The 18,969-nt window shown below is 65.7% G+C and carries 18 protein-coding genes and 1 pseudogene; 7 read left to right on the top strand and 12 right to left on the bottom strand.

Annotated elements, in window-relative coordinates; translation table 11 throughout:
- A pseudogene (locus tag EN780_RS09970) lies at window positions 1-499 on the bottom strand (WD40 repeat domain-containing protein); the annotation flags it as partial.
- A gap of 332 nt (window positions 500-831) precedes the next feature.
- On the opposite strand from EN780_RS09970, the gene EN780_RS09975 reads away from it, so the two are divergent.
- The 3 genes from EN780_RS09975 (at window position 832) to EN780_RS09985 (ending at window position 1,300) form a co-directional block, all read left to right on the top strand.
- Window positions 832-927, top strand: a complete 96-nt coding sequence (locus tag EN780_RS09975; protein WP_187331514.1) for a putative RiPP precursor — start codon at window positions 832-834, stop codon at window positions 925-927.
- Window positions 928-1,005: 78 nt separating this feature from the next.
- A complete protein-coding gene (locus EN780_RS09980; RefSeq protein WP_127286952.1) occupies window positions 1,006-1,101 on the top strand; it encodes a putative RiPP precursor in 96 nt (31 codons plus the stop codon).
- A gap of 97 nt (window positions 1,102-1,198) precedes the next feature.
- Window positions 1,199-1,300 carry a putative RiPP precursor gene (locus tag EN780_RS09985; protein WP_127286951.1) on the top strand — a complete coding sequence of 34 codons (102 nt, stop codon included), beginning with the start codon at window positions 1,199-1,201 and terminating at the stop codon, window positions 1,298-1,300.
- Between the two features lie 237 nt (window positions 1,301-1,537).
- Here EN780_RS09985 and EN780_RS09990 read toward each other — a convergent pair whose 3' ends face one another.
- From EN780_RS09990 to EN780_RS10025, 7 genes are all read right to left on the bottom strand, one after another.
- Window positions 1,538-2,719: a hypothetical protein gene (locus tag EN780_RS09990; protein WP_128273448.1), complete on the bottom strand. Its 1,182-nt coding sequence runs from the start codon at window positions 2,717-2,719 to the stop codon at window positions 1,538-1,540.
- Between the two features lie 90 nt (window positions 2,720-2,809).
- Window positions 2,810-3,583 (bottom strand): exodeoxyribonuclease III, encoded by a 774-nt coding sequence (locus EN780_RS09995; RefSeq protein WP_128273470.1) that lies wholly within the window; start codon window positions 3,581-3,583, stop codon window positions 2,810-2,812.
- A 294-nt stretch (window positions 3,584-3,877) separates the two neighbouring features.
- Window positions 3,878-4,516 carry an alpha/beta family hydrolase gene (locus EN780_RS10005; RefSeq protein ID WP_128273450.1) on the bottom strand — a complete coding sequence of 213 codons (639 nt, stop codon included), beginning with the start codon at window positions 4,514-4,516 and terminating at the stop codon, window positions 3,878-3,880.
- A 238-nt stretch (window positions 4,517-4,754) separates the two neighbouring features.
- Entirely contained in the window at window positions 4,755-5,873 is a 1,119-nt protein-coding gene (locus EN780_RS10010) for a tetratricopeptide repeat protein (protein ID WP_128273452.1), read from the bottom strand.
- The gene (locus tag EN780_RS10015) at window positions 5,870-6,781 is read right to left on the bottom strand and encodes a Ku protein (protein WP_127394150.1); all 912 of its coding nucleotides are present in this window, start codon (window positions 6,779-6,781) and stop codon (window positions 5,870-5,872) included. The genes EN780_RS10010 and EN780_RS10015 overlap by 4 nt, the downstream gene beginning before the upstream one ends.
- Window positions 6,782-7,139: 358 nt before the next feature.
- The gene (ligD, locus tag EN780_RS10020) at window positions 7,140-9,635 is read right to left on the bottom strand and encodes a DNA ligase D (RefSeq protein WP_128273454.1); all 2,496 of its coding nucleotides are present in this window, start codon (window positions 9,633-9,635) and stop codon (window positions 7,140-7,142) included.
- A gap of 237 nt (window positions 9,636-9,872) precedes the next feature.
- Complete coding sequence (locus EN780_RS10025; protein ID WP_127286561.1) at window positions 9,873-10,097, bottom strand: hypothetical protein; 225 nt, start codon at window positions 10,095-10,097, stop codon at window positions 9,873-9,875.
- A 303-nt stretch (window positions 10,098-10,400) separates the two neighbouring features.
- On the opposite strand from EN780_RS10025, the gene EN780_RS10030 reads away from it, so the two are divergent.
- Both EN780_RS10030 and EN780_RS10035 read left to right on the top strand, forming a co-directional pair.
- Complete coding sequence (locus EN780_RS10030) at window positions 10,401-10,898, top strand: GNAT family N-acetyltransferase (protein ID WP_128273456.1); 498 nt, start codon at window positions 10,401-10,403, stop codon at window positions 10,896-10,898.
- Between the two features lie 73 nt (window positions 10,899-10,971).
- Complete coding sequence (locus tag EN780_RS10035) at window positions 10,972-11,979, top strand: aldo/keto reductase (protein ID WP_128273458.1); 1,008 nt, start codon at window positions 10,972-10,974, stop codon at window positions 11,977-11,979.
- A gap of 7 nt (window positions 11,980-11,986) precedes the next feature.
- Here the strand turns inward: EN780_RS10035 and EN780_RS10040 are convergent, their stop codons facing one another.
- From EN780_RS10040 to EN780_RS10055, 4 genes are all read right to left on the bottom strand, one after another.
- A complete protein-coding gene (locus EN780_RS10040) occupies window positions 11,987-12,994 on the bottom strand; it encodes a LacI family DNA-binding transcriptional regulator (RefSeq protein WP_189556470.1) in 1,008 nt (335 codons plus the stop codon).
- A 146-nt stretch (window positions 12,995-13,140) separates the two neighbouring features.
- On the bottom strand, window positions 13,141-14,154 hold the full coding sequence (locus tag EN780_RS10045; RefSeq protein WP_128273462.1) for a zinc-dependent alcohol dehydrogenase family protein: 1,014 nt from the start codon (window positions 14,152-14,154) through the stop codon (window positions 13,141-13,143).
- A 42-nt stretch (window positions 14,155-14,196) separates the two neighbouring features.
- Complete coding sequence (locus tag EN780_RS10050) at window positions 14,197-14,967, bottom strand: L-iditol 2-dehydrogenase (RefSeq protein WP_128273464.1); 771 nt, start codon at window positions 14,965-14,967, stop codon at window positions 14,197-14,199.
- 190 nt (window positions 14,968-15,157) lie between these two features.
- Window positions 15,158-16,477 (bottom strand): sugar ABC transporter substrate-binding protein, encoded by a 1,320-nt coding sequence (locus EN780_RS10055; protein WP_189556469.1) that lies wholly within the window; start codon window positions 16,475-16,477, stop codon window positions 15,158-15,160.
- Window positions 16,478-16,790: 313 nt separating this feature from the next.
- On the opposite strand from EN780_RS10055, the gene EN780_RS10060 reads away from it, so the two are divergent.
- Window positions 16,791-17,771, top strand: a complete 981-nt coding sequence (locus tag EN780_RS10060; protein ID WP_128273466.1) for a sugar kinase — start codon at window positions 16,791-16,793, stop codon at window positions 17,769-17,771.
- On the top strand, window positions 17,771-18,969 hold a 1,199-nt coding region (locus EN780_RS10065), incomplete at its 3' end, for a D-tagatose-bisphosphate aldolase, class II, non-catalytic subunit (RefSeq protein WP_128273468.1). The genes EN780_RS10060 and EN780_RS10065, both read left to right, overlap by 1 nt.

The raw sequence follows: 18,969 nt of genomic DNA on the forward strand, positions 1-18,969 counted from the left end.
GCGCTGGCTCAGCCGCAGGCAGCGTCTTTACCGCCTGCTCCGGTGGCGCGGGCGCTAGAGCCAGCTCCGCCGGCGGCGTTGCGAGGGCCGGCGGCGCGCTGACGACATCCTGTCCGCCCTTCGGTTCGTTCGCCGCCTCGCCGCCCCGCCAAGGCTGGTCGGCGAGCAGCGCCAGCACAGTGACCGCCGGCAGGACCTGGAAGAAGCGCCTGAGATGCGGCCGGCCGAGCTCCTGCACCTCCGCCGCACGGCCGAACAGTGGCGCTCCGGCCTGATGCGCCGGCCGTCCCGGCAGAAGGCCGGCGAGGAACAGCAACGCGCCGACCACCAGAGCGAGCGCCGCCACCAGGAAGCCGGTCAGCCGCATCGAGGCGGAATCGGCCAGCGGATGCGCGAGGCTCCCGGCTCCGGTGGCCAGAAACGGCCAGGCATGCATGACGCAGGCGATGGCCGCCGCCAGCAAGGGAAGCGAGAGCAACCTGTCCGTCGATCTGTTCATATGATGCCCCCCGGCCACCCTCTCCGCGCATGGAGAAGACCATCTCGACATCCTAGCCCAGCTTTCCGCGCAGGCTAAGTGTCGGAAATCACACGTGCAGGATTAAAATTGTGATCCGTGCATCCGCTCGGCAGAACAGTGCCCCAGCCGGCAGACCTTCGCGCCAGCCGACGTGACTATCCGGGTTCACGGAGTGTCTTTGATGCAACGCAACTGGGATAACGACAGAAGAAACGCCGGATTCCCCAAGAATAGACGGCAACATCGGGCCTTCAGGTTGACAGGGGACGAGAGTCTGACATCATCCGACCGCGATTAATGGAGAGTTGGATATGAAGAAGACCTATGAAAAGCCGGTCCTGCTCAAGAAGGACAGGCTTTCGGCGGTGACGGCGGGCAACGGCGGTTCCACCCCCATCCCCCAATGATTTCAGCCGGCTAGCGCCTCGAGCATCGTGGCGTGGCCCAATTTGACATTATGCAGTTGGAATGTCGGAGGCCATGAAATGAAGAAGACCTATGAGAAGCCGATGCTGGTCAAGAAGGACCGGCTTTCGGCAGTGACGGCGGGCAACGGCGGTTCCACGCCGATCCCAGGCTGATCCACCCAGCAAGAGCGCTGGCTAGTGACAGTGTTCGTCGGTAAGCGAGCACTGTCGGCCTTTCGAGAGGTGGCTCCGGATATTGGAGAGTGTGGGCATGAAGAAGATTTATGAGAAGCCGATGCTGGTCAAGAAAGACAGGCTGTCGGCGGTGACGGCGGGCAATGGCGGCTCCGGCCCGATAGGGCCGGCAGGCTGATCCGGCGCGAGTGCGCCAAAGCAAACGCCGACACTATCCATCCGGGCACATTTCGAGGACTAGACCATGAAGAAAACCTATGTGAAGCTCGTGCTCGTCAAGAAGGACAGGCTTTCGGCGATCACCGCCAATGGCGCGGGTTCGAACAACCTGATCTGATCCCTCGCCGGCCTCTAAATATTGTTTTGACGCAATTCCGGACGGAAAACCGCTACGCATTTTTCCTGGAATTGCTCCCTAGAGGACCAGCACCAGGTCATCCACCACAAGCTGCCAATGGTGTTTCGTCGACAGACGAACACGGGTCACGGCCTTCAGCATCGGCGCGTAGTGACACGGCGTCAGCGCCGACAGCGTGATCTCGTCACTCGCGATCAACGCGTCGCCCAGCCAGCTTTCGACCAGCGCCGTCTCCCCCTCCGACGCCAGCCAAGCTGCGGTCAGCATCATCGAATGCAGGCCGAAGGGCTGTTGCCGGCCGAATTCCGCCTGATGGCCGCTGCTCGTATAGGCGATGTAATCGCCCGAGACATTGCCGTTGACGTAGCCCTCGCTGTTCTTGGTGTTGTCGCTCGCCATGGCGTTGATATTGCGCCAGGAGAGCCCGGCATGGCCCGTGGGAACCTTGCGCAGGCCGCGCGTGGTGATGTCGTCGAAGCCGATGGTGCTGAGTGCCGCACCAGGCGCGAGGGCGGTGGGCGTGAGCAGGCCAAGATCGGTCGGATAGGCTGACAGCGCTAGCTGCCGGTCGAGACCGCCGCCGGTCACCACAATCGCATCAGCCTCGCCGGCAAGCGCGAAGCGGAAGCCTGCGCCGGGAACAAGCGTTCGGCTTTCAAGGACCTGGCCTTTGGCCATCACCGATAGCGTCGCCTCTATGGCGGCCGGGACCCTGCCGTTCAGGAACCGCCCGGGCGCAAGGCCGACCGGTTTCGGCAAGTCCTCTCCGACGAGGCCAGCCACGGAGCCGGGCACCTCCCGCAGGCGTATCGACTGGTTCTCGTTGGCGCTGCTGGCGCGCCAGCCGGGCGGCACCGAGACCGAGAAGCGGTAGGTGCCGGCCGCGCGGATCCTGGCCCTGCGGCGCCTGGACGACATCGGGAAATTGGCGAAGCCGGCGGGGTTTGTTCGCGCCGCGGCGATGAAGCCGCCGCGCTCGTCGTAAAGCCGCACCATGATGCCGGCCATCGGCCGGTCGGCGAGGCCATAGACCCCGTCGCCATCGACATCCATGTAGACATAAGAGGAGAAGTTGAGCTTGCCGCCGGTGGCTTGCCAGGTCGAGCGCACCGCGTAGTCACGACTGGGATCGGCCCGGCGCCGCATCCGCCGGCGCTCGCGCGCCTGCCAGACGAGAAAGGCAAGCAACGCTGCGGCAGCGAGAAGGATACAGGAGATGACGACGGTCAGGCTGGGCAAGTAGAAGCCTCGGCGGGGATGATTGCGGCACCCTAGCTTGCGATGTGGTGGCTGCACAGGGGGGCGCGAAGGATCGCGGCCGCCGCGAGGTCAGTTCTCCACCTCCACCCACACCGGCGCATGATCGCTGGCGTCGTCCTGCCCGCGCACATCCCGGTCTATGCCGGCCGCCTTCAGGTTGCGGGCGAGCTTCTTCGACAACAGGATGTGGTCGAGCCGCAAGCCGGCGTCGCGGGGCCAGCGGTTGCGGCGGTAATCCCAGAATGTGTAGAGCGTCTGCTTCGGGAAGGCCTTGCGCAGCGCGTCGGTCCAGCCCTGCTCGATCAGCGCGGCGAAAGCGGCGCGGCTTTGAGGCTGCACCAGCGCGTTGTCGTCATAGGAGCGGGTCGGGTAGATGTCGCGCGGCTCTGGCACGATGTTGTAGTCGCCGGCGAGCGCGACCGGCAGGCCGGTATCGAGCAACTGACCGGCATGCGCGGCGAAGCGCTCGTGCCAGGCGAGCTTGTAGTCGAATTTCGGCCCCGGTTGCGGGTTGCCGTTCGGCGCGTAGAGGCAGCCAACAACGACGCCGTCGACCGCCGCCTCGATGTAGCGCGCCTGGCGATCGGCCTCGTCGCCGGGCAGCGCGTCGCGCGTCAGCACGGGTTCTGCGCCCTTTGCCAGAATGGCGACGCCGTTCCAGGTCGGCTCGCCCTTCCACACTGCGCCGTAGCCGGCCTTGGCGAGCCTGGTCTGCGGAAACTGTATGTCGCGCGCCTTGAGTTCCTGCAGGCAGACCACATCGGGCTTTGCTTTGGCGAGCCATGCCAGCAGGTTTTCCAGCCGTCTGTTGATGTTGTTGATGTTGAAGGTGGCGATTTTCATTTGGGTCATCAGAACAAGAAGCCGGCATGCGCGGCAAGTGGCCGCCTTACGAGGAGCATTGGAGCTAGCCCTTCAGCGTTAGCGCTGCCCCTCATCCGCCTGCCGGCACCTTCTCCCCGTTAACGGGGAGAAGGTGGCTGGCCGTGACGCCGGCGCGTTTCCTGCAACGCTGGCGATTGGCGAAACCGGAGGCGACAGCGCCCTTCTCCCCGTTTACGGGGAGAAGATGGCGGCAGCCAGATGACGGGCAGCGCAGACGCCAAAGAATGTCCAATCAGGGTCGAAGCGACCGCCCTAAAGCCCCTCTGCCCAAGCCTTCACCCTCTCCGCCATCGTCCTCAAATGATCCGCGGTCGAAAAACCCGAGATCGCCTTGCGCGGCTTCAGATCGTGGTCACCATCCTCCAGCCAGATCATCTCGATTGCGTCGGAGAGACCGTAGGTCGCCACCTCGTCCTTTGTGCCGAACTCGTCGCGCCTGCCCTGGAAAATCAGCGTCGGCGTCTTGAGGCCGAGGAGATGTTTTGTCCTCAGCTGCTCGGGCTTGGCCGGCGGATGGAAGGGATAGCCGAGGCAGACCAGCCCGGCGATCTCGCCTTTTTCAAATATCTCGTCGGCGACCATAGACGCCACCCGTCCGCCCATCGACTTGCCGCCGATGATGAGCTTTCCCGTGACACCCTTGGCGCGCAGGTCGGCGATCGCCCTGATGTATTCAGGATTCACCGTCTCGGCGCGCGGCGGCGGCTTGCGATGGCCGTAGCGGCGGGCGGCCATGTAGTGGAACTCGAAGCGCGCGACCTGAAAACCGGCTGTGGCCAGAGCCTTGGCGGTGGCGGTCATCGAGGGCGAATCCATCGCGGCGCCGGCGCCGTGGGCGAGCAGGATGCTGACGGGAGCGGTGTCGAAGCCGTCGAAGAGGAAGTGGGTCATGGGGCTGTGCTCGGCGCGACGGCGAAGCTGCTGATCTCCCCCCTTGTGGGGGAGATGGCCGGCAGGCCAGAGGGGGGCGCGAAGGAACGCCGACTTCGGCATTTACAAACCGAAAATCTTAGAGGTCGCCGCCGCGAGCCGTTGAGAGGCTGGCGGGACAGCGCCCCCCTCTGTCCTGCCGGACATCTCCCCCACAAGGGGGGAGATTGGCTGTCGCGACGGCCTTCGCCAATCATTGTCACCCCGCTGTCCGCGCCATGTGCAGATCCACGAACTGTATGCCCTTCCGCGCCAGCCTCGCCCATTCGGAGTCGGTATCCAATTCCAGATAGCGCGCCCAAAGCCGGCGGGCTTCGGGAAAATTCCCCGCGTCGAACTCCAACCGCGCCAAATTGAACACCGGGTCGGCATAAGCCTTGTCGAGCGTGATCGCCTTCTGAAGATGGCGGCGGGCCGAGGCCACCTTGCCCTCGTCGCTCATCAGGCCGGCGAGGTTGAACCAGGCCTCGACGAAGCCGGGATCGAGCTTGATCGCCCGCGCATAGTCGTGCGCGGCTTCCGCCACGCGGCTGGCGCCGCGCAGGCAGTTGGCGCGATTGAAGGCGGCGATGGCATCGCTGGGGTCGATCGCCAGGCAGCGCTGGTAGAGCGTGGCCGCGTCATCATGGCGCTCCTCCTCTTCCGCGGTCTCCGCCTCGGCGAAGAGTTCCTCCAGGGTATCGTCTTCAGGACTGCCCAGATCGAACAGCAGCTGGCCGTCGAGTTCGCTCAGACCCTCGTCGAGGTAGATCGCATCGGGACGACCATGCTGCGACCCGACATTGAGCGACTTGGCGGTGAGCGAGGCGACCGGGCCGGAGCGGTGGACGGAGCGCGCGATGGCGCCCCAGGTGGCGCCGCTGGCGATCAGCCCGGCATATTTGCGGGCCAGGATCAGATCGCGGAAGGAATAGGGCTCGCCGTCGTGCTCGAAGGCGTCGAACAGCGACAGCATGTCGAGATCGTCGCCGGCAAGCCGCGACTGGTCGATGAGCGACTGCCTGGACAGCGACGAGGCTTCCGGCGCCTTCATCAGGCCGAGCAGGCGCAGGAACCCGTTCTCGCTGATCAGCGCGCGGCCGGCTTCGCGCTCCGCATTCGTTCGGCGCACGATCTCGGCATCGCCTGTCCTGCCCGTCGCGGCTTTTGCCAGCAGCGTGCGGCCAAAGACGACATGCGTCGTGCGCCGCGTGACGCCGCGCCTCAGCTCGGCATGGCGGCGCTCGACCTCGCGCGCGGCGAGCCGGAGCGGAAAGGCGGCCAGCGCGCCGACGGCGCCGAAGACGGCGCCGGGAACGATGACTGGCCCTGCCGTCACTTCTTGCTCTTGCCGACGGCCTTCAACAGGTTCGCCTTCAGCGGGTTTTCAGGCGCGCCGCCGGCGGCGGCCTTCTTGGCGGCGGGTTTTGCCGGCGCCTCCTCGGCCTTGCTCTTCGACTTGGCCGGCGGCTTGGCGGACTGCGACAGGCTCGCCTTCAGCGCATCCATCAGGTTGATGACGTTGCCGCGCTCGGGCGCCGCCGCGATGATCGGCTTGTGGCCCTTCAGCTTCTCGCGGATCATTGCCATCAGCGCCACCTCGTAGCGATCCTCGTAGTTCTTCGGATCGAAGGTGGTCTCCTTCTGCTTGATCAGCGCCTCGGCCAGCTGCAACATTTCGGGGTCCGGCTTGCCGGCCGGGATGTTGCCGAAATATTCAGCCGTGCCGCGCACTTCGTTGGGATTCCTCAAGGTGCAGACGAACATGCCGTTCTCGCGCGCGCCGATCGTCACCACGCGCTCACGGCTGGACAGCACGAGGCGCGCGATCGCCAGCTTGCCGGATTGGCGCATCGCCTCGCGCAGCACGGCGAAGGTCTCTTCGGCCATGGCTCCGTCGGGAGCCAGGTAATAGGGCGAGTCCTGATAGATGACATCGACCTCGCCTTCGTCGACGAAGGCCTCGATGTTCATCGTGTGGTTGGATTCGATCCTGACCGCATCGAGGTCGGCATCATCGATGATGATGTATTGCTTGTCCTCGTATTCGTAACCCTTGACCAGATCCGAGCGCTCGACCAGCCCTAGCTCGGGATCGACCGGCTTCATGTTGATGCGGTTGTGGGTCTTCTTATGCAGCTGGTTGAACGCAATGCGTTCGCTCGCGCTGGTGGCCGGATAGAGCCGGACCGGACAGCTGACGAGGCTGAGCTTGAGGTAACCTTTCCAACTTGCCCTGGGCGCCATGATGAACTCCTACGCGGCCATGCACTGACTTTATCTTGGAGCATGGTCTTGTCCAAAAACCGGTTCCCACTTTTTGGAACCATGCTCGTTGCAGCGCTCCCGCTCAAGGACGGTTGGCGCCGTGGAAATCCTACACCGACCCCTGAGTGTACTGCCGAATTCCTGACGAAATGTTTTCTGGGGCGGGTTGGCGCGGAGAATAGTTCAAATTGTAGGAAGCGTCGATGGAGATGAAACTGAGACGCTGAGTTGCCGAAAGCCTTTAATGCTTCGTCATCCTAGGGCGGAGCAAGGAGCGAAGCGACGCGCGCAGACCCTAGGATGACGAAAGACGCGAGGGCTTCGCCTCATGCATGGCCTACCTCCCCTCCATCACCGGCAAATCCCTTGCCGCCTCGTCGATCTCCGCCCAGGGATCGCCCGACGTCTCCAAGAGCCCCGGCAGCGAGGCGTAGTTGAGGTCCTCTGGCGCGTCGATCGTCTCGAGATCCGCCCAGCTTACCGGGGTCGAGGCCGGCAGGTTGGTGCGGGCGCGCAGCGAATAAGGCGCAGCGGAGGTGTGGCCGCGGGCGTTGCGGTGGAAGTCGATGAAGATGCGGCGCTTGCGGTTTTCCTTGCCCATGGTGGTGGTGAAGGTGTCGGGCGCGCTTGCCGCCAGATAAGTCGAGATGGCGCTCGAGGCTTGGTGCAGCTTCTTCCAGTTCTGCTTTCTGGTCACCGGCACGGTGATGTGGATGCCCTTGCCGCCGGAGGTTTTCGCGAAGGGCACCAGCCCCAGGCCCTCCAGCCCGCCCTTGATGTGGACGGCGGCCTCCACCACCTCGCGCCAGGTGATCCCCTCGCCCGGATCGAGGTCGAAAACGATCTGGTCAGGCTTGTCGAGGCTGGTGCGATGCGTGCCCCAGGTGTGGAACTCCACCACCCCGAACTGGGCCAGCGCCAGATAGCCCTTTGCCCCTTCGACCGAGAGATAGGACTTGGTCTCGCCTTCGGAGTTGGTGGCCCCGAAGGTGACGACCGAGGGCGGCATGCCGGTGAAGGCGTGGCGCTGGAAGAAGCAATCCTGCGGCTTTCCGGTGGGGCAGCGCACCAGCGACACCGGGCGGCCGATGATGTGCGGCAGCATGAAATCGCCCACCAGCGCGTAGTAGACGGCAATGTCGAGCTTGGTTGGCCCGGTCTTGCCGAACAGCCGGCGCTCCGGATTGGTGACCCAGATGGTGGCGAGGTCGGATTCGGCGATCAGCCGCTTGCGCTTGACCGGCGCCGGCGTCGTCAGTCCGCCGACATCGCGCAATCCGCGAAAGACGCCGTGGCGGATCGCATTGTCGGCGGTGCGGTTGGAATAGCGGATGCGTGCCGACAGCAGCGGCTTCACCCAATGCATCTCGCGCATGATCTCGCGCGGCGCGCCCTCGGGCGGCGTGGCGCCGGCGGTCAGCCGCTCCAGCCGGGCAAGCAGGTCGGTCGCCATATCGCGGTCGAAGCCAGTGCCGACCTTGCCGCGATAGTGCAATTCGCCGTTTTCGAACTCGGCCATTCCCAGCGCCGCCAGACCTTCCGCGCGGTCGGACACGGTATAGCCGGCGATGACGAAATCATCCGTCCTTTGCGCCTTCACCTTGGTCCAGCTCTTAGTGCGGCCACTCTGGTAGCTGGCGTCGGCGCGCTTGGAGACGACGCCTTCCAGCCCAAGGTCCGAGGCCTGTTCGTAGAGACCCTGCCCGTCGCCCTCGACATGGTCGCTGAACTGGATGGCGGCGTTGGCAGCCTGGCCGGCGAGCAGTTCGGCAAGCAGCGCCTTACGCTTCCGCAGCGGCGCCTTGCGCAGGTCCCAGCCGTCGAGGTGGAGGAGGTCGAAGGCGTAGAAATGCAATTTGCTGCCGGCGCCGGCCGAGAGCGCGTCCTGCAGCAGCGCGAAGCGGGAAATGCCCTTCTCGTCGAGAACCATGATCTCGCCGTCGATGATTGCCTGGCTGACCGGCAGCCTGGCGAAGGCTTGCGGCAGGTCGCCATAGCGCTTCGTCCAGTCGATGCCGCCGCGGGTGATCAGCCTGACCTCGCCATCCACGACATGGGCCATGGTGCGGTAACCGTCGAACTTGATTTCGTGCAGCCAGAGCTCGCTGGTGTTTTCCGCCGGCCCCTCGCCGCCCGGCGGCTTCGGCACCTGGGTGGCGAGCTGCGGCTCGATGCGGGAAGGCGGTGCGGCCTTGACGGCGCCGGGCAGCGCGCCGGGCTTCAGCGAGCCGGCTTTCGGCGGCAGACGCTCGGCCTTCCTCGGCGGCGCCACCAGTTCCTCGATGCGGCGGCCGGACTTCACGCTTTCCGGCCGCGCTTCGAGGATGTCGAGCTTGGTATCGGAAGCGAGGTCGCGCTCCTTGAACAAGAGCCAGTTCTTCTTCGCTTCGTCCTCGCCGGGTTTTGGCTTCAGCCTGGTCAGCATCCAGCCGCCGTTCAGCTTCTCGCCGGCCAGGCGGAACTTGAAGGCGCCGGTGCGAAGCGACTTCTCGACATCCTCCATCGGCGCCCAGGTGCCGGTGTCCCAGACGATCATCGGCCCGCCGCCATATTCGCCCTCGGGGATGACGCCCTCGAAGTCGATGTATTCGAGCGGATGGTCCTCGGTCTCGACGGCGAGGCGCTTGTCGGCCGGGTTGAGCGAGGGCCCGCGCGGCACCGCCCAGCTCTTCAGCACGCCGCCGACCTCGAGGCGCAGATCGTAGTGGTCGGCGGTGGCATGGTGCTTGTGGACGACGAAGCGGTTGCCCGCATCGAAGACAAACCCGCCCACCGGCTCCGGCGTGCGGCTGAATTCGCGCTTGGCGCGGTAGGGTTTGAGGTTGGAGGGCATCAGCAACCGGCGCCCGCCAAAGGCAAAAGCCGAGCTCCTTCGCGCCCCCCTCTGGCCTGCCGGCCATCTCCCCCACTTGGGGGGAGATCAGACGTCGCGCCGGCTTTCGCCAATCGCCAACGTTGAACAATGAGGGCCGGCGCCGGAACAGCCAATCTCCCCCCTTGCGGGGGAGATGTCCGGCAGGACAGAGGGGGGCGCTGTCCCGCCAGCCTTGCCATGATCATCCGTGAAAACTCAATCGTCGGCGGCCGGCGTGAGCTCGAGCTCAGCCGGGGTCAGCCCTTGCCTGAGCTGGCTCAGCCGGAACTCATCGACCCAATAGGCCTCGCCGTCGACCAGCACGCGCGCGCTGTATGTGCCACCGGAGAAGCTTTGCGCGGTGACATACACCTTGTGGCGGTCGAGCGCCTTCTTCACCGCGGCGCGGCGGGAGTTTTCTCTGGCGACGGAACTGGCCATGGGCTCACACATCTATGCAGCCTAGGAGCGGCGGCTGGCCATAAGGATGGCGGAGAGCGGCGGGGGAGTCAATTTGGCGGGTGCGATGAGGCTGATCTCCCCCCTCGAGGGGGAGATGGCCGGCAGGCCAGAGGGGGTCGTCTAACATAGATCTCCAAACCCCTGTCTTCGTCGCACAGAGCGTCGGCTCTTCACGCGCGGCGACCCCCTCTGTCGCCTTCGGCGACATCTCCCCCTCAAGGGGGGAGATTGGCTGTGGCCAGCCCGCCGCTATATCTTCTTGAGCTGAACAAGGAGAGGAACATGACCCAGATCCGCGCGATGACCAAGAACGACCTCGCAGCCGTCTCGCGGCTGCTCGGCCAGTCCTGGCGACGGACCTATTCGCCGATCATGGGCGCCGACACCACGGCGCGGCTCTCCGACGACAAGCACGCGCCGGAGAAGCTGGCGGCGGAACTCGAGGATAACGACAAGATGTCCTTCGTCGCCGAGCGGCCCGACGGCTCGATCGCCGGTTATGCGATGGCGGCGATGGACGACGGCGGCGACGTCATGCTCGACCGGCTGCACATCGAACCGAACGAGTGCGGCACCGGTCTGGCGACCGATCTGCTGCACGCCGTGCTGGCCGCCCATGCGGGAATTCCCAGCATCGCGCTGGAAGTGATCGAGGGTAACGACCGGGCGATCGCCTTCTACCAAAAGCACGGCTTCGAGGCGGTCGAGCGCAGGCCGGCGGCCCACGGCGTCGGCGGTCAGGCCTCGCTGATCATGCGCAGGCTGCTGCCACGGGCCTAAGGCCCTGCCGCTGGACGCCTCGCCTTCGAACCCTATAGTTTAGCCGGGTTGCAAATTCGACCGGAGCAAGACGATGAGCCTGGGCAAGCAGAAACTCGGCAACCAGGGGCTCGTCGTCTCGGCGGTCGGCCTCGGCTGCATGGGCATGAGCCAGTCCTACGGACCGGCCGACGAGGCGGAATCGATCGCGACGCTGCACAGGGCGATCGAGCTCGGCTGCACCTTCCTCGACACGGCCGAGGTCTACGGGCCGTTCATCAACGAGGAGCTGCTCGGCCGCGCGCTGAAGGGCCGGCGCGATAAGGTCATCATCGCCACCAAGTTCGGGTTTCGCATCGTGGACGGCAAGCAGGACGGCACCGGTCGCGACAGCCGGCCCGAGCACATTCGCGAGGTGGTGGAGGCGTCGCTGAAGCGGCTCGACACCGACCATATCGACCTCCTCTACCAGCACCGCGTCGACCCCGGCGTCCCGATGGAGGATGTTGCGGGCACGGTCGGCGAGCTGGTGGCCGAGGGCAAGGTGCGCTTCTTCGGCCTGTCGGAGGCTGGCATCGCCAACATCCGCCGCGCCCATGCGGCGCATCCGGTTTCGGCGCTGCAGAGCGAATATTCGCTGTGGGAGCGCAATCTCGAGCCCGAGATCATTCCGCTGCTGAAGGACCTCGGTATCGGCCTGGTGCCGTTCGCGCCGCTCGGACGCGGCTTCCTCGCCGGCGACGTCAAGCGCGCCGAAGACTATCCGGAGGGCGATTTCCGGCGCGGGGACCCGCGCTACCAGGGCGAGAATTTCGACGCCAATGTCGCGGCCGCCAGCGCGGTGCGCGACGTGGCCGCCGCCAGGGGCGTGAAGCCTGGCCAAATCGCGATTGCCTGGCTGCTCGCCAAGGGCCCGGAGTTCGGCATCGACCTCGTGCCGATCCCCGGCACCAAGCGCCGGACATACCTGGAGGAGAATGTCGCCGCCGCCGACATCGGGCTCGACGCCACCGAGATGCTGCTGCTCGATATGGCGCTGACTCCCGACAGGATTTCCGGACCGCGCTACAACGAGCGAACCATGTCGATGGTGGATCGGTAGCCCACCTTCACGCCGAACTGCGCAGCATCAGCTCGGCGTTGAGCAGGATGCGGGCGTCGCCGCGCTTGGCCGAGGATTTTTCGTCCAGCCGCTCGAGCAGCAGTTCGATGGCGAGACGGCCAATCTCGTTGTAGTTCTGCGCCACCGTCGTGATCGGCGGGCAGGCGTAGCGCGACAGCGGGTGGTCGTCGTGCCCGGCGACCCGCAGGTCGCAATCAGCGCCATGTCCCACCTTGAGGCCGAGCTGAAAGGCGGCGCCGAGTACGCCGAAGGCGACGCGGTCGTTGGCGCACAGCACCGTTTTGGTCGGGAAACCGCCGGCCTTCAGGATGCGCGTCGCCTCGTCATAGCCGAACTTCTCGAAATCCCACGAGCGGGCGTCCGCGACCGGCACGATGCGCGGCGTCATCTTGAACTGGTGCATGGCCTCGACATAGGCCTCCTGCCTGGCGGAGGCGTTGTTGTTGACCAGCGGCATGGCGAAGTAGCAGGGCGGCTCGCCAGACCGGCAGAGGTAGTCGACGATCAGCCTGAAACTCTGCCGGTTGTCGGTGCCGACGAAAGAGGAGGTCTGGTCGAGCGGCGAGTCGACATAGATCAGCGGGATCGAGGCGCCGAGCTCGGCCAGGATGCGGTGGTGCGACTGCACGCCGAGCGGCGCGATGATGGCGCCGGCGATGTTCATCGAGCGGAACGTCTGGATCGCCTGGTCTTCCATCTCGGCGCGCCCGTCGGAGGACAGCACGAAGGCCAGGAAGCCTGCCTCGTTGGCGATCAGCTCGATGCGGCGCGTCAGCGCCATGTAGAACGGGTCGGTCGAATTCGGGATGATGACGCCCAGGATGTTGCTGCGGCGGCGATTGAGGTTGACCGCGAACATGCTCGGTCGGAAATCGGATTTCTTCAGCGCCGCCTCGATGGCGCTGCGCGTGTTCTTCCTGACCGAGTTGGGATCGTTGAAATATTTGGAAACGGTCGTGCGAGACAAGCCGACGAAGTCCGAGAAATCCTCCATCGTCCTGATCGTCTTTGCCATTCACAGGCCCCCTGTTCGACCCTTCCCGCCACTCTCTACGTGAGTCATCATCTCGCGCAAAGCTGCAACGCTTCGACCGCGCCAGGCCAGTTTACAAGTCGATGGGAGTGGCCGCGCGTTTTCACTCACATGTCCGCCGAAAACTGCACTTTCATCGTCGCCGGATCGCCGCCGCTCTTGGCGAAGAAGGGCAAAAGCTCGGCAAGCGGCAATCGGTGGCTGACCAGCCGCGCCATGGTGCCGTCGTCGCGCTTGAGGATGTCGAGCGCCTGCGGGATGTTGCGGTTCAGCGAATGCGAGCCGGCCAGCCTGATCTGGCGGCGGAAGATCTCGAAAGGCGCGACCGAGATCCTGGCGTCGGGCGCGCAGACGCCGAAGACGAGCGCCGTGCCGCCATCGGCTGTGAAGCCGACCATGCCTTCGACCACGCCGGCGACGCCGGTGGCGTCGGCGACGAAGTCGAAGCCTTTCGCCCTTGCCGCCAGCGCCTGCGATCCGGACACCAGCGGTTCCAGCCCGAGCGCCCCGGCGAAGGCAAGCCGGGGCTTGCTGATGTCGGCGACTGCGACGCTCACCACCCCCCTCGCCTTCAGCGACAGAGCCAGCAGCAGGCCGATCGGGCCGGCGCCGAAGACCAGCGCAGTGCCGCGCGCGCCTGCGCCTGGCTCGATGCCGGCGGCGCCGAGACCGTTCAGCACGCAGGCGAGCGGCTCGGCGAGCGCGGCGGTGGCGAAGCCGAGATCGCCGATGTCATGCAGGTGACCGACGGCGACGAGGCTAAATTCGGCGAAGCCGCCGTTGGCAGTCACGCCGTATGCTTTCAGCGAGGCGCACAGATTGGTGAGTCCCTTCCGGCAGGCAGTGCAGTGGCCACAGGGAATGTTGGGATCGATGGCGACGCGGTCGCCGGGCTTCACGGAGGTGACGTCGGCGGCGACCGCCTCGACGGTTCCGGCATATTCATGGCCGGGAACCAGCGGGAACGCGCCTTCGCCATAGCGGCCGTGCAGGACCTCGATGTCGGTGTGGCAAAGCCCGGCGGCGCGGACCCTGACCAGAGCGTGCCCCGGCGCGATCTCCGGCATGTCCAGCTCCGCCATGCCGGCAACGCCCGCTGCGGCAAATCGGATGGCTTTCATGTCATTCTCCCTGCCGAGGCGGCTTAACGGGATGGCAACGCCTCAGCTCATCCAGTTGCCGCCGTCGACATTGTAGGTCTGGGCGAGGATGTAATCACTGTCGGACGAGGCGAGGAAGACGGCGAGCCCGGCAATGTCCTCCGGCCGCGCGAAGCGCCCGATCGGCACGGACTTCGCCACTGCCGCTTTCTTCTCGCCCGGCTTCAGGCCCTCCCAGCGGGCGAAGTGGGCGTCGACGACGTCCCAATGCTCGCCGTCGACGACACCGGGCGCGATCGCGTTGACGTTGATGCCGTGCTTGACCAGCGCCAGTGCCGCCGACTGCGTGGCCGAGATGATCGCCGCCTTGGAGGCGCAGTAGAGCGTCACCAGCGCCTCGCCGCGGCGACCGGCCTGGCTCGCCATGTTGATGATCTTGCCGCCACGGCCGCGCGCTATCATCAGATTGGCGACGGCCTTCATCATGAACAGTGGCCCCTTGAGGTTGATGCCGAAGACCTTCTCGTAGCTCGCCTCGGTAATGTCGGTAATCGGCGCCATGTCAAAGATGGCGGCGTTGTTGACGAGGATGTCGATGCCGCCGAACTCGCGGTCGACCTCGGCGGCAACGCTCTCGATCGCGGCGAGATCGGTTACGTCGAGCTTCTTCGCGCTGGCCGCCGGACCGATCGCGGCGGCGGCAGCGGTCGCACGTCCGATATCGATATCGGCGATCACCACCCTGGCACCCTCGCGGGCGTAGGCTTGCGCAAAGCCAAGGCCGATGCCGCGCGCGCCGCCGGTGATGAGGGCAGTCCTGTTGTTCAGCTTCATGTCCAACTTTCCAAAATTTCGAAAACGATATCCGGGCGGCCCAGAAAGTTGCCTGTCAGCCGGCGCGGAACGCACGGACCCGCTTTGCTCTTGCGGCATCCGTGCATCCTCCGGGCCCGCTGCAACGGGAGGTCTGGGCGGGCCGGATCGCCAGGGGCGGCACGCTTTGCGCCCCTGGCTAGTTAGGGCGCTATTTGATGTAGCCCGCTTCCGTCATCGTGCGCTCCACCTCGGCCTGGACGCCATTCAGCGCGTCATCGACCGACTGCTCGCCGGTGACCGCGGCGGCAACCGCCTGGCCGACCTGCGTGCCAATGCCCTGGAATTCAGGGATGGCGACGAACTGGATGCCGGTATAGGGGACCGGGTCCTTGGTCTGCTTGGTCGGATCGGCGGATTCGATCGCCGAAAGCACCGTCGCGGCGAAGGGCGCCGCCTTCTGGTAGTCGGCGCTGGCATAGGTGGACTTGCGGGTTCCGGGCGGCGCCGCCACCCAGCCTTCGGTCTCGCCGACGCGCTGGACATAGGCCTTCGAGGTCGCCCATTTGACAAAGGACTTCGCCGCGTCCGCCTTCTTGGTCGAGGCCGGGATGGCGAGGCTCCAGGCCCAGCCCCAGGCCGAACCGTTGGGGGTGACCGCGACCGGCGCCTTGGCGAAGGCGACCTTGTCGGCGACCTTGCTCTGCTTCGGGTCATAGACGCGGCCCGCCGCGGACGTGGCGTCGATCCACATGGCGCAATGACCGGAGGCGAACAGCGTCTGGTTCTCGTTGAAGCCGTTGGAGCTGATGCCGGGAGGTCCATCCTTCTTCATGGTGTCGACATACCAGCCGATCGCCTTCTTCCACGCGTCGGAATTGATCTGCGGCTTCCAGTCCATGTCGAACCACTGGCCGCCGAATGTGTTCACCAGCGTGCCGACGAAGGCCATGTTCTCACCCCAGCCCGGCTTGCCGCGCAGGCAGAGCCCGTACTGCTCCTTCGACTTGTCGGTGAGCTTGTCGGCAAATTCCGTGATCTGATCGTAGGTCGGCTGCTCCGGCATCTTCAGGCCGGCGGCGTCGAACAGGTCCTTGCGGTAGAGCGTGAACGAGCTTTCGGCATAGAACGGCACTGCGTAGAGCTTGCCGTCGACGGTCAGGCCGTTGCGAACCGGCGCGATCAGGTCGTCATAGTCATAGTCGTCGCCGAGATCGTTGAGCGACGTCAGCCAGCCGGCCTTGCCCCAGATCGGCGTCTCGTAGCCGCCGATGGTGAGCACGTCGAACTGGCCGCCCTTGGTGGCGATGTCGGTGGTGACGCGCTCGCGCAGCACGTTCTCTTCGAGCGTGACCCAGTTGACCTTGTTGCCGGTCGCCTTCTCCCACTCCGGCGACAGCTTCTGCATAATGATCATGTCGCCATTGTTGACCGTGGCGACGGTGATTTCCGTGGCGGGCGCGGCGCCTGCCGCCAGCGCCGAGGCTGCGGCCGATACAACGAGAACCCCGATAAGCTTACGCGTTGGCATTTCGTCTCCTCCTTTACGAATGCGCATGTGTAAGTGAACATGCGTATATATTCTATTGCGCCACAGGAATTTTTGAGTCAAGCCGCTTGCGCGTTGATTTTCGACGCCCCGCCCTCGCCTGACGGTAAAATTTTCATCGAAATGCGTTACACATAAGGCTTCGCGCGCATTAAAATAAATGAACATGCGTGTAGTTTCTGTTGACTTCGCCTTCGCCGCGATTTACCCCGGCTACAGCCTGGCGCTATCGTGCAGCCGGGGCGCGGCGTGGTCAGCGCCCGGCAAGGCTGAGGGAGAGAAGGAAATTGCAGGAATGAGCCGCCGAAGCGAGATCGCCGCCGAAGCCGCGGGGCCGACAATTGTCGCCGGCGAGATCCTGGTCGAGATCATGGCGACCGAGCAGGGTCTCGGCTTCCTCGAGCCGCTGGCGCTGATGGGTCCCTATCCGAGCGGCGCGCCGGCGATCTTCATCGACCAGGTGGCGAAGCTCGGCGGCGGCGCCGGCATCGTCGCCTGCGTCGGCCGCGACGATTTCGGCACCATCAATCTGGAACGGCTGAAGCGCGACGGCGTCGACATTTCGGCCGTGTCGGTCAGCGACCGCTTCCCGACCGGAAGTGCCTTCGTCCGCTACAGGCCGGACGGCGGCAGGGACTTCGTCTACAACATCGCCGAATCCGCCGCCGGGCAGATCCGCCTCACACCGGAGGCGCGACAACTGGCGGACGGTGCCGGCCATCTGCACGTCATGGGCTCGACTCTGTCGGTAGCGGGGCTGAAGGAGATCGTCGCCTATGCCGCGAAGGCGGTGCGCGGCCGCGGCGGCTCGACCTCCTTCGACCCGAATGTGCGCAAGGAGCTGATCGACGGGGCCGACGGGGCGCTGCTTGCCGCCCTTGTCGACGACGCCGATCTTCTGCTGCCTTCCGGCGACGAGCTGCTTGCCGCGGCCGGCGTCAACGACGAGAAAGAGGCCGTGGCGGCGCTGATCGCCAGAGGCGTCGGCGAGATCGTGCTGAAGCGCGGCGCCGCCGGCTCAACCCGTTTCGGCGCCGACGGCAGCCGGATCGACTGCGCCGGCTTCCTGGTCGAGGAAGTCGACCCGACCGGGGCCGGCGACTGTTTCGGCGCCACCTACCTCACCTGCCGGCGCAAGGGGATGGAGCCGGCCAAGGCGCTGTTCTATGCCAATGCCGCGGGCGCCCGCAACGTGACGCGGCGCGGGCCGATGGAAGGCCTGGCCGGCTTCGACGTGCTTGACGACTTCATCGCCGGGACGGCGCGAGCGACATGATGACCAATCCGCTGACAGGCCTCGCCACCGCGCGCCGGGGAGGATCGCCCTACGGCATCACCTCGATCTGCTCGGCGCATCCGCTGGTGATCCAGTCGGCGATCCGGCGCGCCGTCGCCGACACGGATTCGATGCTGCTGATCGAGGCGACCTGCAACCAGGTCAACCAGTTCGGCGGCTATACCGGGATGACGCCCGACCTGTTCGTCGCCTTCGTCCAGGAGATCGCCAGCCGCGAGGGGCTCCAGCCCTCGCGCATCATCTTCGGCGGCGACCATCTCGGGCCGAACCCCTGGCGCTCCGAGCCGGCGGCGCAGGCGATGGCCAAGGCCGAAGCCATGGTCACGGCCTATGTCTGGGCCGGCTTCAGCAAGATCCATCTCGACGCCTCGATGGGCTGCGCCGGCGAGCCCGCCGCCCTCGACGACGAGACCATCGCGGCGCGGGCTGCCCGGCTCGCCAAGGCAGCAGAGAAGGCTGCTCGGGCCAAGGGCGGCGCGCTGCCGCTCTACATCATCGGCACCGAGGTTCCCGTCCCCGGCGGCGCCGATCACGCGCTCAGCGACCTGAAGCCAACCGAAGCGGCGGCAGCGCGGCGCACGATCGAAATCCATCGCGAGATTTTTGCGCGCGAAGGCCTCGGTGAAGCGTTCGGCCGCGTCATCGCTTTGGTCGTGCAGCCGGGCGTCGAGTTCGGCAGCGAGAACGTCATCGCCTACAAGCCGGAAGCATCGAAAGCGCTGACCGCACTGCTCGATGAACAGCCGTCGCTCGTCTACGAGGCGCACTCCACCGACTACCAGAGCCGCGCGGCACTGGCGGCGCTGGTCGCCAACGGCTTTCCGATCCTCAAGGTCGGCCCGGGCCTGACCTTCGCCTTGCGCGAGGCGCTCTACGGGCTCGACCTGATCGCCGCTGAAATGGTCCCCGGCTATGGCGACCGCTCGCTTGCCCGCACGATGGAGCGGGTGATGCTGGCGGCGCCCGGCCATTGGCGCAGCCATTATCATGGCGGCGAGACCAGCCTCTATCTGCAGCGTCACTACAGCTACAGCGATCGCATCCGCTACTATTGGAGCAATCCCGCGGCCAGCGTCGCCGTCGGCCGCCTGCGCGAGGTGCTTACCGGCGTCGACATCCCAGAAACGCTGATGCGGCAGTTCCTGCCGACGCTGCCGGCGGGCCTGGGGCCGGCGAG

This window comes from Mesorhizobium sp. M4B.F.Ca.ET.089.01.1.1, assembly GCF_004022605.1.
GTDB lineage: Bacteria > Pseudomonadota > Alphaproteobacteria > Rhizobiales > Rhizobiaceae > Mesorhizobium > Mesorhizobium abyssinicae.

Bases quoted from the DNA above. Each gene is read 5' to 3' on its own strand.
- EN780_RS09975 (WP_187331514.1), top strand. From the start codon at position 832: ATGAAGAAGACCTATGAAAAGCCGGTCCTGCTCAAGAAGGACAGGCTT.
- EN780_RS09980 (WP_127286952.1), top strand. From the start codon at position 1,006: ATGAAGAAGACCTATGAGAAGCCGATGCTGGTCAAGAAGGACCGGCTT.
- EN780_RS09985 (WP_127286951.1), top strand. From the start codon at position 1,199: ATGAAGAAGATTTATGAGAAGCCGATGCTGGTCAAGAAAGACAGGCTG.
- EN780_RS09995 (WP_128273470.1), bottom strand. From the start codon at position 3,583: ATGAAAATCGCCACCTTCAACATCAACAACATCAACAGACGGCTGGAA.
- EN780_RS10005 (WP_128273450.1), bottom strand. From the start codon at position 4,516: ATGACCCACTTCCTCTTCGACGGCTTCGACACCGCTCCCGTCAGCATC.
- EN780_RS10015 (WP_127394150.1), bottom strand. From the start codon at position 6,781: ATGGCGCCCAGGGCAAGTTGGAAAGGTTACCTCAAGCTCAGCCTCGTC.
- ligD (WP_128273454.1), bottom strand. From the start codon at position 9,635: ATGCCCTCCAACCTCAAACCCTACCGCGCCAAGCGCGAATTCAGCCGC.
- EN780_RS10025 (WP_127286561.1), bottom strand. From the start codon at position 10,097: ATGGCCAGTTCCGTCGCCAGAGAAAACTCCCGCCGCGCCGCGGTGAAG.
- EN780_RS10030 (WP_128273456.1), top strand. From the start codon at position 10,401: ATGACCCAGATCCGCGCGATGACCAAGAACGACCTCGCAGCCGTCTCG.
- EN780_RS10035 (WP_128273458.1), top strand. From the start codon at position 10,972: ATGAGCCTGGGCAAGCAGAAACTCGGCAACCAGGGGCTCGTCGTCTCG.
- EN780_RS10040 (WP_189556470.1), bottom strand. From the start codon at position 12,994: ATGGAGGATTTCTCGGACTTCGTCGGCTTGTCTCGCACGACCGTTTCC.
- EN780_RS10045 (WP_128273462.1), bottom strand. From the start codon at position 14,154: ATGAAAGCCATCCGATTTGCCGCAGCGGGCGTTGCCGGCATGGCGGAG.
- EN780_RS10050 (WP_128273464.1), bottom strand. From the start codon at position 14,967: ATGAAGCTGAACAACAGGACTGCCCTCATCACCGGCGGCGCGCGCGGC.
- EN780_RS10055 (WP_189556469.1), bottom strand. From the start codon at position 16,477: ATGCCAACGCGTAAGCTTATCGGGGTTCTCGTTGTATCGGCCGCAGCC.
- EN780_RS10060 (WP_128273466.1), top strand. From the start codon at position 16,791: ATGAGCCGCCGAAGCGAGATCGCCGCCGAAGCCGCGGGGCCGACAATT.